The sequence below is a fragment of the Asanoa sp. WMMD1127 genome (assembly GCF_029626225.1).
In the GTDB taxonomy this organism is placed as follows: domain Bacteria; phylum Actinomycetota; class Actinomycetes; order Mycobacteriales; family Micromonosporaceae; genus Asanoa.
Genome location: NZ_JARUBP010000001.1, coordinates 2424617 through 2441954 on the forward strand (window position 1 = coordinate 2424617; position 17338 = coordinate 2441954).

The window sequence follows — 17338 nt, forward strand, 5'->3', positions numbered from 1 at the left end:
CGACACTAATCCGGATCGGGGGCGAGCAGCGTGTGGTCGCGCCGGATCAGGTCGGCGAGCTGCGCGGCGGCGTCCTTGACCGGCCCGGGCGAGATCTGCACCGTGTCGTTGACCCAACCGACCATGAACCCGGTGCTGTCGCCGGCCGACTCGACGGAGATCGTCACCGCCGTGTCCGGGTGGCGCTCGACGATCCGCCGGATCGCCTCGGCCACCTCGGCCGCGACCGACGTCCGCTTGTTGGTCGCCGCCTCCGCCCGCAATCGCTCCAGTTCCTCGCGCCGCGCCATGCGGTCGAGCGCCTCACCGAACGCGTCCCTCATCCGGACCGACCTCCGTCCGTCACCCCGTCACGATCCTCCGCGCTCGCGCAGGGCCCGATCCAACGCCCGGTCGAGGAGCACGAGCAGGGCGTCGCGGACCGACAGGCGCTGCCGCGCGTCGAACCGCACCACCGGCACGTGGTCGCCGACCGCCAGCGCCCACCGCACGGCGTTGAGGTCGTGGGTGAGCTGCCCGTCGAACGCGTTCACGGCCACCACGAACGGGAGATCGGCCCGCTCGAAGTAGTCGATGGCGAAATGACACTCGTCCAGGCGGGCGCTGTCAACCACTACGAGCGCGCCGAGTGCGCCGCGGGTCAGATCGTCCCACATGAATCCGAAGCGGGACTGGCCGGGCGTGCCGAAGAGATAGAGCTTGAGACTGCCGTCGATGGTCACGCAACCGAAGTCCATGGCGACCGTGGTGGTCGTCTTGGTCGACTCCGGGTGGAGGTCGTCGACGCCGATCGAAGCCGTGGTCATCTCGGCCTCGGTGGTCAGCGGGGCGATCTCGGAGATCGCGCCGACCGTGGTGGTCTTGCCGACGCCGAAGCCGCCGGCGACGACGATCTTGACGGGGATCGGCGCCCGCCGTCGCCGGACCGGCGGGCCCACGACGCGCGCGTCGACGGCCGGAGCGGGCGGGGCGCCGATGTGGTGCCAGCCCACGTTGGGCGCATAGGCCGACTGCTGCTCCCGGTGGCGACCACCGGGCTCCGGGTCGAAGCCACCGACCGGGGGGCGGTCGGCGGTCAGCGGCCACTCAGGAGATCGCACGTAGTCCACGGATCACCCGCCGAATCGTCTCGGGGTCGCGAGGGTCAGCGACATCAAGCGTGTGTACGTCCAGGTGGCCGGTCGCCCGCAGGTCTCCGACCAGCACCCGGGTCACCCCGAGGTGCATGCGCAACTTGGCCGAGATCTCGGCCACGGACATGGGCGCCACGCAGAGCGCCACGATGGCCCGCAGTTCGCGGGCACTGCTCGGCAGATGGGTCCGCGGCGGTCCCTCGTGGACGGTCACCTGCGTCTCCATGCCGATCGCCGGGTCGATGCCCATCACCCGGCCCGAGGTCAGCACGAAGGGGCGCAGAGCGGCCGACGCGTCGTCATCGGGCGGGGCGCCGCTGCCCTCGCCACCGGTCAACCCCGCCTGCAGGTACGGGCGCACGCCCGTACCCGGCTCGGGGTCCTGCCCTGTCGTCATGACTGCACGGAGTTCTTCAGCTCGGCGATCAGGCGTGGGGTCAACGCGCCGCCGGCGCGACTGGCGAACAGCGTCATCTCGTACGCCAGCGTGCCCAGGTTGGCCGACCGGTCGGCGATGACGCCGAGCACCGACCCGCTGCTGATCGACGTGATCAGCAGGTAGCCGTCGGCCATGTCGACGATCACGCGGTTGAGGCCGCCCAGCGTGTACCAGTTGGCGGCGCCGCCGGCCAGGCTGGTCATGCCGGAGACGATCGCCGCCAGTCGTTCGGCGTTGGCCCGGTCCTTGATGGCCGACATCGCCATCAGCAGGCCGTCGCTGGAGACGGCGATGGCTTCCAGGACACCGGCGGTGCCGGAGGTGAACGAGTCGAGCAGCCAGTTGAAGGTCTGCGCCTCCTGGCTGAGCTGGCCGTTGGACACGTCCGCATCCCGCTCGATGCTTTCGTGGATGTACGGGCTCGTCATCGTGATTCCTCTTCGTCGCCAAGGCCGGCACTGATCTGGCGCATCGCCCGTGCCACACCGGATTCGAACTGCTGGACCAGGTCACGCGCGGCGTCCGGGTCCAGCGGTTGGTCAGACGTCCGACGCTCGGTGGTGAGCGCCGGGTCGTCGAGGGTGGCGCCCGGTTGGCGCCGGCGCAGCGGCTGGCCCGGTTGGGCCGTCGCCACGTTGCGGCTTCCAGCCGCCGCGCTCGTCGTGGTCGCCGCCGATCCGTGGGCGGCGCCGTTCGACGAACCGTTCACGGGTACGGGCTTCGCGCCCGGAATGGCACCGCCGCGCACCTGCCGCTCGGCGTAGCGGACACCGGCCTCGAACTCCTCGACCAGCGCGCGGGCTGCGGCCGGGTCGGCCGGCGTGGGCGACGGCGGCCCGGACGTCGGCGTCGCCGGCTCGCCCGAGGGAAGCTGCGCGCCCGGGACCCGGCGCCGCAGGACGGCCTGGGTCTCCTCGTCGGACAGCTCGGGCTTCGGCTTGGCCTTGGCCGGCGTGCCCTTCGCCGCCTTGGGCGGCTTCGGTGGCTGAACCGGCTGGGCCGGCCGAAGCGGCTGAACCGGCTGAGCTGCCTGGGCGGCCTCGGCTGGCTGAGTGCTCCCGGTCGGCTGGCCGTTCTGCGCGGCGCGCGGCGGTCCGTCGACCGACGCGGTGCCCGTCGCCGGCCGGGCCGACGGCGGGCGCTGGGTGGCGGGTCCGACCGGCCGCTGGTTGCCCGCCGGCGCGCCGGCCGGCTTGGCGCCGGTCTCGGTGCCCGGCTCGACCTCCCCGGCGATCCGTGGCTGCGGCACGAACGCGTTCCACGGCTGGCCGTTGGCGAGCATCTTGCTCGCCCGGTCGAGCGCCGACTCGTCGAAGCCCGGGCTGTTGCCGGTCGGGGCGCCGTGGCGCCGGCTCAGCGGCGTGGGGCGGCGGCCGGCGGGCGGCTCGGCGTCCGAGTCGTCCCCGCTCGCCCCGGTCGGGCTCGACGCTCCGGTCGGGCTCGACGCTCCGGTCGGGCTCGACGTCCCGGTCGGGCTCGACGTCCCGGTCGGATTCGGCGTCCCGGTCGGGCTCGGCGTCGCGGTCGGCGGGTCGGCCGGGTTCGGCGTCAGGGTCGGCGGGTCGGTCCGGCCCGGCACCCGCTGGCGGATCGGCCACTCGGGCGCGGCGGCCGCGGGCGGTGCGGCGGCACCCACCCCATCGGCCGCAGCGCCGGAGTCGGCGGGCGGGGCGACGGGATCCGCGGCACCGGCCGGCGCGGGTGCCGGCCCGGCGGCCGGTGCCGCGGACGATGCACCGCTCCCGACGCCGGTGCGGCGGTCGGGTCGGAACGGGTCGTAGACGGGCGCGGCCGAGCCGTCGCCACCGACCACCGGCGGGGCGGCCCGGCCGTCGTCGGCGGCCGGCAGCTCGCGCCGGGTCGGCTCGGCGCCGACGCGGGCCCGGGCGACCGCCGAGACCGGCGGCAGCTCGGCGCCGGAGACGAGGTCGCGCTCGTGCACCTCGAGCTCAGCCGTGACACCGCCGCCGGGCGTCGGCGTGAGCGTCACGCGCATGCCGTGCCGGCGGGCCAGCCGGCCGACCACGAACAGCCCGAGCACCTCGGTGGGCACCAGGTCGAGCCGCTCGCGGTGGGCGAGCCGGGCGTTCTCCTCGGCCATCCGCTCGGGCGTCATCCCCAGGCCGTGGTCGACGACGAGCAGGCGGATGCCGGGGTCGCTGACGACGCCGGTGACCGTGACGCGGGTGTGCGGCGGCGAGAACGTGGTCGCGTTCTCCATCAGCTCGGCCAGCACCAGCACCAGGTCGCCGATCATCGACGGCGCGATGTTGATCTCGGTCGGCACCTTGATGTCGACCCGCAGGTAGTCCTCGATCTCACCCAGCGCCAGCCGGATGACGTCGGTCAGCGGCAGCGGAGCGACGTGGCTGTCGGCGCCGGCCGAGCCGGAGAGCACCACGAGGCTGCTGGCGCTGCGGCGCAGCCGGCTGGAGATGTGGTCGAGCCGGTAGAGGTGCTGCAGCCGGCCCGGGTCGGCCTCCTGCCGCTCCAGCCGGTCGATCAGGGCGAGCTGGCGGCCGACCAGGTTCTGCGTGCGCCGGCCGACGTGCCCGAACATCTGCGCGACGTTGCGCCGGCCGGCGACCTGCCGCTCGACCAGCCGCGCGGCGGTGGCCTGGACCCGCTCGAACGCCCGGGCCAGGTCGCCGACCTCGTCGCGGGCGCTCACGTCGACCGCTTCCAGCCGCACCGGCACCGACGAGTCCAGCTCGCCGTCGGCCACCTTGGTCAGCTCCGCCTCGGCGACCTCGGCGACGCCGTCGGCCGACTGGGTCAGCCGGGTCAGCGGCCGGGCCACCGCACGGGCGACCGCGACGCTCAGCAGCACGACGCAGAGCAGCAGGAGCACACAGGCCAGACCCACGCCGTACGCCTCCGTCAGGGCTCGTCTCTGCTGGTCGGTGACCTCGGCCTTGACGTCGGCGATGATCCGTTTCTCGACGAACGTGCCGAGCGTCATCAGCGACTCGGCGGTCGGGAACAGCTGCGAAAGCGTGATGTCCTTGAGCGCATCGAGCGGGTCCTGCGAGAACCGGCCGAGGAAGTCGTCGGAGGTGCTGCGGTTGTCGACGCCCTTCTGCACCAGGTTGTAGACGCTGTTCTGTTCCGGCGTCGCGTAGAGACGGAACCGGTCGACGTCCTGCAGCAGGATCGCCATCGTCGAGGTGAACTGGTTGTCGATCGACTTCTGCTTCTGTGCCGCGATCACCACAATCTGCGCGGCCACCTGGCTGACGCCCTCGTCGGAGCGCAGCACGGCGTCGAGCGCCATGACCTGCCGGCCGGCGGGCGTCGTGGTGTCCGCCTTGTTGCGCAGCTGCAAAGAGTTGATCAACTGGGAGATCCCGTTGCCGAACGCCTTCATCACGTCCGGGGGAGTTGCTCCGCGGTTGAGCACGGAAGCGCGCGTCGTGGCCAGCGCGGGCAGCGCTTCGAGCGCCGACCGGACGTCGCCGGGGATGTCCGGAGTCGCCGTCAGGTCGGCGATGGCGTCGGTGACCTGGGCGCTCTGCAGCACGAGCCGGTCGCGATCGACGACCTGGAGGTAGTAGCCGATCGACAGCATCCGCTCCTGCTGGATGTTCTGCACCAGCGAGCCGACCCGGCCGGCGATGTCCACCGTGCGCGCCGTCTCCGCGGCCCGCTCGGCGGTGTCGACCCGACTGGCGACCACCGGCACCGCCAGCGCGACGATGCCCAGCAGCGGCGCGATCAGGAGGAGCGCGAGCTTTCCGCGGATTCGTAACCTACCGAGCAGCACCGGAGCGCTCCCACTGTGTCTGGTTGTCCTGGGCCGCGCCGCGGTTCGGCGCGCTGGCGATGGACGCGACCGCCGGCCACACCGTGGGATCGTTGGTGGGCGGCGGCGCCGGGTCGCTGTCAGGGAACGGGCCGGTGGCCCGCGCCCGGCGCGGCCTGCCGCCGAGGAACAAGGCGACGAAGAAGCCGATCGCCAGTAGGACCGCGAGCGCGGCGGCTCCGGCGGCCAGCAGCCGAGACCGGTCGATCTCGTCGGCCCGGGCATCGAGCAGCCCCTCCACCTCGCTGAGGATCGCGGTGGAGAGCTCGCCGGCAGCGGTCTGCAGCCCACCGCGGGCGAGGTCGATGATCGACAGGTCGCTGAGCCCGGACTGACCACTGCTCGCGGCCGCCGGGATGGACGCGAACATGGCCGCCATGTTGTCCGAGGCGCGCTGGAAGTTGTCGAGGCGGCTGAGCAGGTTGCTGCCCAGCGTGCGGCTTTCGGTGCTGTCGACGGCGGACCGCAGGTCGTCGACGACCCGGGCCGACGCGTCGAACAGCGTGACGCGGGCGGCGGTGAGCTCCGTCAGCAGCTGGGCCTGCTGGGCAAGCTGCTCCGGGGTCGCGGGCTGGCCCGTAGGCGCCTGCGCCCGGGCCTTCAGGGCAAGTGCTGCCGCGTCGGCCAGCCGGCCTGCCGCGATGACCGCGACCGGCAGCTCGCCGGCGGCGCTGTTCTGCAGGTTGAACGCGTCGCCGTCGGGGTCGTGCACCAGCCCGGACTCGACGCGCACCTTGGCGTACAGGGCGAGGACCAGGTCCCCGATCTCTCGGAAGCCCCGGATCATCTCGACCGGGTCGGCACCCGTCGGCGCGTTCCGCAGCGCGTCGAGGCGGCTGCGGATGCCGGTCCACCGGTCCGTCGTGCGCAGCGTCGCGCCGAGCCGCGCGTCCGTGGCGTCGTGGGCGAGCACGGCGGTGATCACCGCTTCGCGCGGCGCGGGCTTGCCGGCGACCGCCGCGGACTGCACGTTGGCGAGCGCCTGGCCGACGGGCTGGAGGGTGCGCAGGTAAGCCACGCCGTCGAGCTCTCGCTCGGTCGCCCGGGCCTTGTCGCCTTCGGACCGCCAGGTCTGCGCGAACAGCACCGCGGTGGGCACCAGCAGCGCGAGGACCAGAATGGACAGCAGGACGGACTGCGCCCCCGAGCGAGCCCGGGAACGCGGTGCGGAACGTGTCATCGGCAACCCCTCCACGAAGTGGTGGCACGGGCGCAAATGAACGCCCCGGCCGTCCCGTCCACCGGACGGAGAAACTAGTGGAGGGGCACCCAGGCCGGTCCAAACCGAACAGCCATTTCTCCTTCATCCGTCTATTTCTATGGCCCTCCGTGATGGATCAAGATGTGAATCCTTACTCTGCGTAACTTGCTGTCGGTTCATTGACCGGTCGGTGTAATACGTCGGATTTCGCGGGATAAGCATGCGTCCCACGAAGCGGCTGCGCCCAAGACTCAGACAATGCTCAGCCGCCGCGCCGTACCTTTGGCGGCATGTCCCCACCGCTGTCCCGCACCAAGCGCCGCCTGCTCGCCGCCGGCGCGGCCGTGATCGTCCTCGCCGGCGCCGTCACCTGGGCCGTCTGGCCGGACGACCCCGGCTTCACCACGCAGGACGCGCGGATCCAGGTGCGCTCGGGCCCCGGTGGCGACGAACCGGTCGAACTGGACACCCGGCTGTTCCTTCCGAACGGCGCCTCGGCCGGCGACAAGGTGCCCGCGGTGCTGCTCGCGCACGGTTTCGGCGGCACCAAGGAGACCACCTACAGCGACGCCGAGGACCTCGCCGGCATCGGTTATGCGGTGCTGACCTACACCGCCCGGGGCTTCGGCCGCAGCGGTGGCCAGATCCACCTCGACAATCCCGACTACGAGGTACGCGACGCGCAGCGCCTGGTCGACTGGCTGGCCGCCCGGCCGGAGATCAGCACCGACGGTCCCGGCGATCCCAAGGTGGGCGTCGTCGGCAGCTCGTACGGCGGCGGTCTGGCCCTCCTGCTCGCCGCCCAGGACCAGCGGATCGACGCGGCCGTCCCGATGGCGACCTGGAACGACCTCGCCAACGCGTTCCTGCCGGAGTCGACCGGGCGAGGTCCCGTCGACGGCGTCTTCAAGAAGACCTGGGCCGGCCTGTTCTTCGGCAACGGCGCCGGCGCCGGGCTCGATCTCGACTCGCTCGGCGCGGCGCCGCCCAGCGCGGCCGCGGCGCTCGGCGTCGATCCGTCTTGCGGCCGGTTCGCTGCCGACGTCTGCGCGGCCTACCAGCGGATCGCCACCGCCGGCCGGGCCGACCAGGCCGCCGTCGACCTGCTCCGCCGGTCGAGCCCCGCCGGCGTGCTCGACCGGATCAAGGCGCCCACGCTGCTGGTGCAGGGCACCGCGGACACCCTGTTCCCGCTCTCGGAGGCGGACGCCAACGCCCGCGGCATCGCCGCCACCGGCACCCCGGTGCGGGTCGCCTGGTTCACCGGCGGCCACGACGGCGGCGACGGGCCGCAGTCCGACCGCGACCGGATCCGGTTCCTGATGGCCCAGTGGCTCGACCACTACGTCAAGGGCAGCGGCGACACCCCGTCCGACAGCTTCACCTGGTCGCGCATCACCGGCTTCAACGCGCTCGATCGAGGCGTGGTGACCAGCGGTTACTCCGACCCGGCGTACCCGGGTCTGGCCGGCGCCGGCACCTCGACCGTGACCGTCGCCGGGCCGCCGCAGCCGATCGCGAACCCGCCGTCAGGCAACCCGGCGGCCATCTCGTCGCTGCCCGGCGCCGGCGGCGGACTCTCCTCGTTCGTCAACGGCGTGGTCACCGACCTGCCCGGCCAGCACGCCCGGTTCACCTCGGAGCCGCTGGACCGCCCGCTCGACATCGTCGGCGCGCCGACCGTGCGGATCCGGGCCGCCTCGCCGACCGGCGAGGCCGTGCTCTTCGTCAAGCTCTACGACGTCGACCCGCAGGGCGTGGGCACGCTGTCCAGCGGCCTGATCGCGCCGGTCCGGCTGACCGGGCTCCCGGCCGACATCGCGCAGGCGGCGCCGGTCACGGTGACGCTGCCGGCGATCGTCCACCGGGTCGAGGCCGGGCACACGCTGCGGATCGCCGTCGCCACGGCCGACCAGGCGTACGCGACCCCGGCCGAGCCCACCGTCTACACCGTGGACGTGCCGGACGGCGCGACCACGGTGACCCTTCCGACCGTGACCGGCGAGCCGATCGCCAGCCCGCAGGTGATCTGGCGGTGGGTGCTGGTCGGCCTGCTGGCGGCCATCGCGATCGGCCTCGTCGTGGTCGTCCTGGTCGTCCGGCGGCGCCGCAACCGGCACGACACCTCGGTGCATCCCGAGTACGCGGACGTGCCGCTGCGGGTCGACGCGCTGCGCAAGGAGTACGGCAGCTTCGTCGCCGTCGACCGGGTCGACTTCGAGGTGCGCCGGGGCCAGGTCGTCGGCCTGCTCGGCCCGAACGGCGCCGGCAAGACCACCACGCTGCGGGTGCTGATGGGCCTGACCACGCCGACCGCCGGCCAGATCCACGTGTTCGGGCACCCGCTGGTGCCGGGCTCGCCGGTGCTGTCGCGGATCGGCGCGCTGGTCGAGGGCCCCGGCTTCCTGCCGCACCTGAGCGGGCTGGCCAACCTCCGCGCGTACTGGGCGGCCACCGGCCGGCCCGCCGAGGAGGCCCGGCTCGACCGGGCCCTGGAGATCGCCGGCCTCGGCGAGTCGGTGCACCGCCGCGTCAAGACCTACAGCCACGGCATGAAGCAGCGGCTGGCCATCGCGCAGGCGATGCTCGGCCTGCCGGAGCTGCTGGTGCTCGACGAGCCGACGGACGGGCTCGACCCGCCGCAGATCGCCGAGATGCGCCGGGTGCTCAAGCGCTACGCCACCGACGGCCGGGCGGTGCTGGTCTCCAGCCACCTGCTGGCCGAGGTGGAGCAGACCTGCACGCACGTCGTGGTCGTCAACAAGGGCGCGATCGTCGCCGCCGGTCCGGTCGACGAGATCGTCGGCGAGTCGCCCACCGTGCAGATCGAGGTGTCCGACGGGGACGCCGCCGCCGGCGTGCTGGGTCAGCTCAGCGGCGTCCGCTCGGTCGCCGTCGACGGCGATCCGCGACAGCTGGTGGTCGACACCAACGGCACCGCCCGCAGCGAGGTGGTGGCCGAGCTCGTGCGGGCCGGCATCGGGGTGGAGCGGGTGGTGCCCCGGCGCCGCCTGGAGGACGCGTTCCTCGCGCTGGTGGGGGAGAGCTCTAGTGGAAGCGGAGACCGATGACTGACCTGCGAGCGGGCGCGGCGGCGGGCTATCGGGCCGCCCGCACCCTGCCGATCCGGGCGGAATGGCGACGGCAGTGGTCGCGGGCGCGTACCCGATGGGCCCTGGGTCTGATGCTCCTGCTGCCCTTGATCATTCTGGTCGCCTTCCAGTTCGACAGCGGTGGCGACGACGACAACGGCGGCGGCGAGTTCGGCAGCCTGATCGACCTGGCGACCTCCGGGGGCCTCAACTTCACCCTGTTCTGCCTGTACGTGTCGGCCACCTTCCTGCTGGTCGTGGCCGTCGCGCTGTTCTGCGGCGACACCGTGGCCAGCGAGGCGCAGTGGGGCAGCCTGCGCTACCTGCTGGCGGTGCCGGTGCCGCGGGCCCGGCTGGTCGCGGTCAAGCTGGTCGTCGCGCTCGGCTACTCGGGGCTGGCGCTGCTGACCCTGGCCGGCACGGCGCTGGCGGTCGGCACGGCCCGCTACGGCTGGGGGCCCCTGCGCAGCACGGTGGCCAACGAGATCGCGCCCGGCGCCGGGCTGGTCCGGCTGCTGGGCATCCTCGGCTACCTCGCCGTGGTCCTGCTGGTGGTGGCCGGCCTGGCCTTCCTGCTCTCCGTGTCGACGGACGCCCCGCTGGGCGCGGTCGGCGGCGCGGTGCTGCTGTGGATCCTGTCGAGCATCCTCGACCAGATCACCGCGCTCGGCGCCCTGCGCAACCTGCTGCCGACGCACTACAGCACCGCGTGGTTGGGGCTGCTCTCCACACCGGCGCAGTACGACGACATCGTCAAGGGCGCCATATCGGCCGTGGTCTACGCGACGCTGTTCTGGTCGCTGGCGTTCTGGCGTTTCACCCGCAAGGACGTGACCAGCTGAGCGCTTGAGGCCTGGTTCACACACTGGGAAGCGACAGGCCTCCGCCCCGGCGGAGGCCTTACACTTGGCTCCACAACTGCATACCTCATCCAGAGGGGCTGAGGGATACGGCCCGACGACGCCCCGGCAACCACCTCCGGCGACTCATCGCAGAGCGCGCGGTGCGCAGGTGCCAATTCCGTCCCCGCCGCACCGTGCGGCGTGGGGAAGATGAGAGGACCTCCCTCATGACGTCGATCATCGACGAGACCGCCGCCTCTCCCGTCGCCGACTCGCCCGCGCGCGCCCTCGTCTGTCGCGGCTGTGGCACCGAGTTTCCGCTGGCCGCCCAGCACGCCTGCTACGAGTGTTTCGGCCCGCTCGAGGTTGCCTACGACCCGGCCGCGCTGGCCCGGGTGACCCGCGGCCAGATCGTCGCCGGTCCGCAGAACATCTGGCGCTACGCGCCGCTCCTCCCGGTCGGCCAGGACCCGGCCAGCCGCGTCACCCTCGACCCCGGCCTGACGCCGCTGGTCTCCGCTCCCGCACTGGCCGCCGCGCTCGGCATCACGGCGCCGCTGTGGGTCAAGGACGACAGCGCCAACCCGACCCACTCGTTCAAGGACCGGGTCGTGTCGGTGGCGCTGACCGCCGCCCGCGGGCTCGGCTTCACCCGCTTCGCCTGCGCCTCCACCGGCAACCTGGCCAACTCGGTGGCCGCGCACGCCGCGCGGGCCGGCGCCCCGTCGATCGTCTTCATCCCGGGCGACCTCGAGCAGGGCAAAATCATCACGACCGCGGTGTACGGCGGGGACCTGGTCGCCATCGAAGGCTCGTACGACGACGTCAACCGGCTCTGCAGCGAGCTCGTGGAGACCGACGAGTTCGAGGACACCGCGTTCGTCAACGTCAACGTGCGGCCGTTCTACGCGGAGGGCTCCAAGACCCTGGGCTACGAGGTCGCCGAGCAGCTCGGCTGGCGGATCCCGGCGCAGGTGGTCATCCCGATGGCCAGCGGCGAGCTGCTCACCAAGATTGACAAGGCGTTCAGCGAGCTGGTCGAGATCGGGCTCGTCGACGCTCCGGCCGGCGGCTGGCGGGTGTTCGGTGCGCAGTCGGCGGGCTGCAACCCGATCGCGACCGCGCTGCACCAGGGCACCGACGAAATCGTCCCCGTGCGGCCGACCGGCATCGCCAAGTCCCTCAACATCGGCGACCCGGCCGCGGGGCTCTACGCGCTCGAGGCGGTGCGCCGCACCAACGGCTGGATGGACTACGCCTCGGACGACGAGATCCGCGACGCGATCCGGCTGCTGGCTCGCACGACGGGTGTGTTCGCCGAGACGGCCGGTGGGGTGACCACCGCGGTGCTGGCGAAGCTCGTCGCCTCCGGCAAGCTCGACCCGACACTGGAGACGGTCGTCTTCAACACCGGCGAGGGGCTCAAGACCATCGATGCCGTGGCGGGCCAGGTCGGGCCGACCTACCGCGTCAAGCCGTCGCTTCGGGCAGCTCGCGAAGCCGGTTTGCTGGGCTGACGAAGGCCCGTTATCCAGGATGGACTCATCCGTTCGGGTGAGGCAACATGTTCGCACCGTAGTGGTGATTTTGCCGTCCGTCGAGAAAACATGTCGGTAGGGACTTGACGACCATGATGGGTACCCCGCAGGATGCTCCGTGCGGGAGGGCGAGCCGCCGTAGACTTTTGAAGTTCTAGCGACCCAGCGCCGGAGGCGTTGTGCGACCGCCCTTCCGACCAACGTTCGATTGAGGCCCGCCGCGCACGCCCGCGGCGGGCCTTAATTGACTCGCGTGGCCGCTTCGGGTTCGGCACGCTGGCCGGCATGAGCATCCGGGTCACTCCACTCGCGGCCGGCGACGAGGCCGGCGCCCGCCACGCGTTCGACATCCGATCGCGCAGCATCGCCGCCGACGTGCCCGACTTTCCGCCAGTCTGCCCGCGGAACTTCTACGGGTCGCTGTCCGACCCGTGGCCCGGTGTGCACAAGGCCAATGCGATCGCGTGGCTCGACGACGAGCCGGCCGGTTTCGTCGAGATGCGACTGCCCTTCCTGGAGAACACCGGCACCGCCGACCTGACCCTCGACGTGCTCCCGGACTCGCGTCGGCGGGGCGTCGGTCGGGCATTGCTGGCCTGGGCCGAACAGACCGCGCGGACCGACGGGCGCAAGCATCTGATCGGTGAGTCCGTGTTCGCGCTGCCTGGCGGCGACGAGCGGCCCACCGCCGGTCAAGCGTTCGCCCGCGCGCGAGGAGCGGATCTCGCCCTGACCGACGTACGTCGGCGGCTCGTCGTCGAGACCCTCGACCATGCCGCGCTCGATGCGCTGTTCGCTGCGGCGCTGCCGGCGGCGGCCGGCTACAGCCTGGTCAACTGGCGCGACCACGTGCCCGACGAGTTCCTCGCCGACACTGCCTACCTCGAGGGCCGGCTGATGTCTGACGCGCCCACCGGCGACCTGGCGGTCGAGGGGCTGAAGATGTCCAGCGAACGGCTCCGCGAGGAGGAGGCCGCACGGGCCCGGCGCGGGCGGCGGGTCTACACGACGGCGGCGCGCCATGACGCCAGCGGCCGGCTGGTCGCGATCACGTCGGTCGACTTCAACGCCACGGTCGACTGGCACGTCTTCCAACAGATCACCCTCGTCGATCCGGCGCATCGGGGGCACCGCCTGGGCGTGCTGGTCAAGCTGGCCAACCTGCGCGCGGTGCTGGCGGCCGAGCCGGCACTGCGGGTGATCGACACCTGGAACGCCGCGGTCAACTCGCACATGATCGCCATTAACGAGGCGATGGGTTTCCGGCCGGTCGACGAATGGCACAGCTGGCAACTCACCCTGTGACGCCTCCGCACCGCCGGTGAAGAGGCATGATGGCTGGCATGACGGAGACCCCGCACCCCTGGTTCGCCCAGCACTCCTCGACGCTCGACCGCGCCACCACCGCGATCACCGAGCGTGGCTACTGGTCGGCCTACCCCGAGTCGCCGAGCCCGCGCGTCTACGGCGAAACCGCGGCGGCCGAGGGTGAGGCCGCGTTCCGTGGCTATCTCGACGCCAAGTTCCCGCTCGACCAGCCCGGCATCACCGACTGGGTGGCCACCGAGCGCAGCCCGTTCGGGGTGCCGCTGGCGGTGTCCTACCCGCACGTCGCGCCGGAGACGCTGATCTCGGCCGCGACGGCCGCGCTGCCCGCCTGGCGCGACGCCGGCCCGCAGACCCGCGCCGGCGTCTGCCTGGAGATCCTGGCGCGGCTGCACGCGCACATCTTCGAGCTGGCCAACGCGGTGCAGTTCACCAGCGGCCAGGCGTTCGTGATGGCATTCCAGGCGGGCGGGGCGCACGCGCTCGACCGGGCGCTCGAGGCGCTCGCCTACGCCTATGCGGAGATGACCCGCCACCCGGCCGCGGCGGGCTGGGAGAAGCCGGCGGGCAAGGGCGACCCGCTGCGGATGACCAAGACGTTCCACGTCGTCCCCCGCGGCGTGGCGCTGGTGATCGGCTGCAACACGTTCCCGACCTGGAACTCGTACCCGGGACTGTTCGCCAGCCTCGTCACCGGCAACCCGGTCGTCGTCAAGCCGCACCCGGGCGCCGTGCTGCCGCTCGCGATCACCGTGCGCTACGCGCGGGCCGCGCTCGAAGAGGCCGGCTTCGACCCCAACCTGGTGCAGCTGGCCGCCGAGGCGCCCGGCGAGGGCCTGGCCAGGACCCTGGCCCTGGACCCGGCGGTACGCATCATCGACTTCACCGGCTCGACCGAGTTCGGTGACTGGCTGGAGGCCAACGCCCGCCAGGCGGCCGTCTACACAGAGAAGGCCGGCGTCAACACGATCGTCGTCGACTCGACCGACGACTTCGCCGGCATGTGCCGCAACATCGGCTTCTCGCTGACCCTCTACAGCGGCCAGATGTGCACGACGCCGCAGAACATCCTCGTGCCGGCGGATGGCATCTCGACAGATCAAGGCCACAAGACCTTCGACGAGGTGGCCGCCGCGCTCGCCGCGTCGGTGGCCAAGCTGACCGGCGACCCGGCGCGGGCGGTCGAGCTGACCGGGGCCATCGTCAACGAGGGCGTGCTCTCGCGGCTGTCGGAGGTCACCGCGGTCGGCGAGGCGGTCCTGCCGTCGTCGCCGGTCACCCACCCGTCCTTCGCGGAGGCGGTGGTCCGCACGCCCACGATGGTCAAGCTGACGGCTGCGGACGCCTCCACCTATGGGCGCGAGTGGTTCGGCCCGATCTCGTTCGTCATCGCCACCGACTCGACGGCCGCGAGCATCGACATCTTCCGGTCGACGGTCCTGGCCAAGGGCGCGCTGACGGCGTCGGTCTATTCGACGGACGAGTCGGTCCTGGCCGCGGTGGAGACCGCCTCCCTGGACGCGGGCGTCCACCTCAGCTGCAACCTGACGGGCGGCGTCTTCGTCAACCAGTCGGCGGCGTTCTCGGACTTCCACGCCACCGGCGCCAACCCGGCGGCGAACGCCGCCCTGACAGACGGCGCCTACGTGAGCAACCGCTTCCGCGTGGTCCAGTCCCGCCGCCACACGGCCTGATTGCCTGCCGCTTACTGGCCCGCCCCCGATCTTCCTCGGGGGCGGGCGGCTCTTGGTGGTCCGCGAGCCGTGGCTTTGCTCTGCAGCCAAATACGCAACGCTTCTGACGGGGGGTGTTGCGTATATGGCTGCAGAGCAAAGCGTCCGCCACACGGCCTGACGGCGCTGTTCCAGCCGCCCCGGTTGGCCCGTGGTGGGCGGCGGGATCGCTCCCTACGCGCCCGGCTGGGCCGGGCTTGGGTGGGGGGCCGGTTCCGGTCTTTGCCCAGGTGGCTGGGGTTGGCGTGGGGTGGGTGGCCGGGTTCGGTCCTTGCGCACTGGCGGGGCTGGCCTGGGGTGGTTGGCTGGGTTTGGTCTTTGCCCAAGTGGCTGGGGCTGGCCTGGGGTGGGTGGCGGATTTCGGTCCTGCTCACGTGGCGGGGCTGGCGTGGGGTGGGTGGCTGGGTTCGCATCCTGCGCACGTGGCGGGGCCGGCCTGGATGGTTGGCTGGGTTCGGTCTTTGCCCAGGTCGCCGGGGCTGGCGTGGGGTGGGTGGCTGGGTTCGCTCCTAGCGCACGTGGCGGGGCTGGCCTGGCGTGACCGGCTGGGTTCGGTCCTTGCGCACGTGGGCTGGCCTGGGGTTGGGCGGCTGGTTTCGATCCTTGCCCACGTGGCACGTCGCCCTGGGGTGGGCGGCTGGTTTCGGCACTGGCCATGCGGCCAGCCGCGGCGTCGGTAATTCCGTTCCGCACCGCTTGATCAAGTGCAGCTGATCCAGCCAGCAGCACGGTGCCGCCATGATCGTGCGCATCCCGTCTGGACTGCGTGCGGCGTGTCGCCCAGACCACGTTCACCTGATCAAGGCGATGGCCGCCCGTGGGCCTGACCCAGCACACATGATCAAGCTAGGCGGGCGGGGACGGTTGGCTGGTGCCGTTCGCCCGGCGCGTTCGAGCCGCCAGCCTCGGGCGGCTGCTGGCGCCGCCTGACCGCCCGCGTCGTGAGCGTGTGAGCCGCTGGTCATTGGTACCGACCATTTGCCCTTCCCACGCCACCGGGCCCACGCATCCATCGGCTTGCCTCTGCTGCGAAACAACGCGGGCCGCCCGGGTGGTGATGCGTATCCGGAAGCAGAGCAGAGCTGCGGGTGGCAGGCCGGTCGGCAAGTGATCCAGCTGAAATCGCAGTATCCGGCGGCGCGGACAGACGCCGACCGCGCCTCGGCTGCGGGTCCGATCACTGTGGCCGGGCCGGTACCACAGCCGTCGCGGCTGCGGCCGGATCTGGGCTGCTATGCGCGGCGGCGCATCTGGAGTTCGGTCATCGCCGCGGTCGTCGGGTGGGGGAGGCGGACGCCGGTGTCGACGAAGCCGACACGTTCGTAGGCGCGGACCGCGCGGTCGTTGCCGACGACCACCTCGAGCATCAGGTCGGGCCGCCCGGCCGCGCGCGACCACGCGGCCACCGCCTCGGTCAGGGCGGCGATCAGCCCGCGCCCGCGCCAGGCCGGCGTGACGTAGACGGCGAAGATCACGGTCACCCCCGGTTCCTCGGCGATCGCGGTGCCGCCGGCGTGCGCCACCGCCCGCCCGTCGGCCACGGCGATGAACTGCGCCACCCGGTCGCCGGCGGAGGTCTCCGCGATGCGGGCCGCGTACTCGCGGTGCGAGCGCGCCGCGGCCTGCGCGAGGGTCTCCAGGAAGGCCAGCGGCGAGTCGGCGAGCATCTCCAGCCGGATGGCACGGGTGCGGGCGGCGTCCGAGGGCCGGACGCGCCGGACCTCGACCGGCGGCATCTGCGCGGGCGGCACGGCGGGGGCGGTCCGGGTCATGCGGGAATGCCTACCTGGCCACACACCCGCGGCGCAACGCGGGCCCTTGGACCAACGCGACGTCGACCCGACCCGCCCACTCGGCCCGGCCTTCCCCCTGCCGCGCCGCGCCGGCGTGGCGGGCCGAGCTGTCGTGCAGCGACGCGGGTCACGCCGTGTCCTGGCGCGCTGACGCCGCATGGTCGTCGCGGCGTGACGCAAGTCGAGGCCAGCGACCAGCTGCCGCGTAGACCCGTGGGCTGGGCCAGCGCCGTGGGGGTCGCTGTCGTGGCGCGGTCGCGACGTAGACCCGTGGGCCGGGCCAGCGCCGCGGGGGTTGGGGTCGTGGCGCGGTCGCGACGTAGACCCGTGGGCCGGGCCAGCGCCGCGGGGGTTGGGGTCGTGGCGCGGTCGCGACGTAGACCCGTGGGCTGGGCCAGTGCCGCGGGGGTTGGGGTCGTGGCGCGGTCGCGACGTAGAC

At 72.6% G+C, this 17338-nt stretch carries 12 protein-coding genes and 1 riboswitch; of the genes, 5 read left to right on the forward strand and 7 right to left on the reverse strand.

The features are described from left to right. Positions 1 to 5: 5 nt before the first annotated feature. The 6 genes from O7635_RS11655 to O7635_RS11680 form a co-directional block, all read right to left on the reverse strand. A complete protein-coding gene (locus tag O7635_RS11655) occupies positions 6 to 323 on the reverse strand; it encodes a hypothetical protein (protein ID WP_278080427.1) in 318 nt (105 codons plus the stop codon). Between the two features lie 27 nt (positions 324 to 350). Beyond that, entirely contained in the window at positions 351 to 938 is a 588-nt protein-coding gene (locus O7635_RS11660; protein ID WP_278085449.1) for an ATP/GTP-binding protein, read from the reverse strand. A gap of 148 nt (positions 939 to 1086) precedes the next feature. Then, positions 1087 to 1530 (reverse strand): DUF742 domain-containing protein, encoded by a 444-nt coding sequence (locus tag O7635_RS11665; protein ID WP_278080428.1) that lies wholly within the window; start codon positions 1528 to 1530, stop codon positions 1087 to 1089. Further along, the gene (locus O7635_RS11670) at positions 1527 to 2000 is read right to left on the reverse strand and encodes a roadblock/LC7 domain-containing protein (RefSeq protein WP_278080429.1); all 474 of its coding nucleotides are present in this window, start codon (positions 1998 to 2000) and stop codon (positions 1527 to 1529) included. The genes O7635_RS11665 and O7635_RS11670 overlap by 4 nt, the downstream gene beginning before the upstream one ends. After that, positions 1997 to 5335, reverse strand: a complete 3339-nt coding sequence (locus O7635_RS11675; protein WP_278080430.1) for a nitrate- and nitrite sensing domain-containing protein — start codon at positions 5333 to 5335, stop codon at positions 1997 to 1999. Before O7635_RS11675 ends, O7635_RS11670 begins: the two co-directional genes overlap by 4 nt. Further along, positions 5322 to 6554, reverse strand: a complete 1233-nt coding sequence (locus O7635_RS11680) for a hypothetical protein (RefSeq protein WP_278080431.1) — start codon at positions 6552 to 6554, stop codon at positions 5322 to 5324. The genes O7635_RS11675 and O7635_RS11680 overlap by 14 nt, the downstream gene beginning before the upstream one ends. A 311-nt stretch (positions 6555 to 6865) precedes the next feature. Between O7635_RS11680 and O7635_RS11685 the strand changes: the two genes are divergently transcribed. From O7635_RS11685 to paaN, 5 genes are all read left to right on the forward strand, one after another. After that, the gene (locus O7635_RS11685) at positions 6866 to 9646 is read left to right on the forward strand and encodes an alpha/beta fold hydrolase (RefSeq protein ID WP_278080432.1); all 2781 of its coding nucleotides are present in this window, start codon (positions 6866 to 6868) and stop codon (positions 9644 to 9646) included. Further along, complete coding sequence (locus tag O7635_RS11690) at positions 9643 to 10509, forward strand: ABC transporter permease subunit (RefSeq protein ID WP_278080433.1); 867 nt, start codon at positions 9643 to 9645, stop codon at positions 10507 to 10509. Before O7635_RS11685 ends, O7635_RS11690 begins: the two co-directional genes overlap by 4 nt. Positions 10510 to 10591: 82 nt before the next feature. Next, a riboswitch (SAM riboswitch) is annotated at positions 10592 to 10726 on the forward strand. A 10-nt stretch (positions 10727 to 10736) separates the two neighbouring features. Further along, a complete protein-coding gene (gene thrC, locus O7635_RS11695; RefSeq protein WP_278080434.1) occupies positions 10737 to 12026 on the forward strand; it encodes a threonine synthase in 1290 nt (429 codons plus the stop codon). Between the two features lie 306 nt (positions 12027 to 12332). After that, complete coding sequence (locus O7635_RS11700; RefSeq protein ID WP_278080435.1) at positions 12333 to 13352, forward strand: GNAT family N-acetyltransferase; 1020 nt, start codon at positions 12333 to 12335, stop codon at positions 13350 to 13352. Between the two features lie 38 nt (positions 13353 to 13390). After that, on the forward strand, positions 13391 to 15067 hold the full coding sequence (gene paaN / locus O7635_RS11705; protein WP_278080436.1) for a phenylacetic acid degradation protein PaaN: 1677 nt from the start codon (positions 13391 to 13393) through the stop codon (positions 15065 to 15067). Positions 15068 to 16338: 1271 nt separating this feature from the next. On the opposite strand, the gene O7635_RS11710 is transcribed toward paaN, so the two are convergent. Next, positions 16339 to 16878 (reverse strand): GNAT family N-acetyltransferase, encoded by a 540-nt coding sequence (locus O7635_RS11710; protein WP_278080437.1) that lies wholly within the window; start codon positions 16876 to 16878, stop codon positions 16339 to 16341. Between the last annotated feature and the right edge of the window lie 460 nt (positions 16879 to 17338).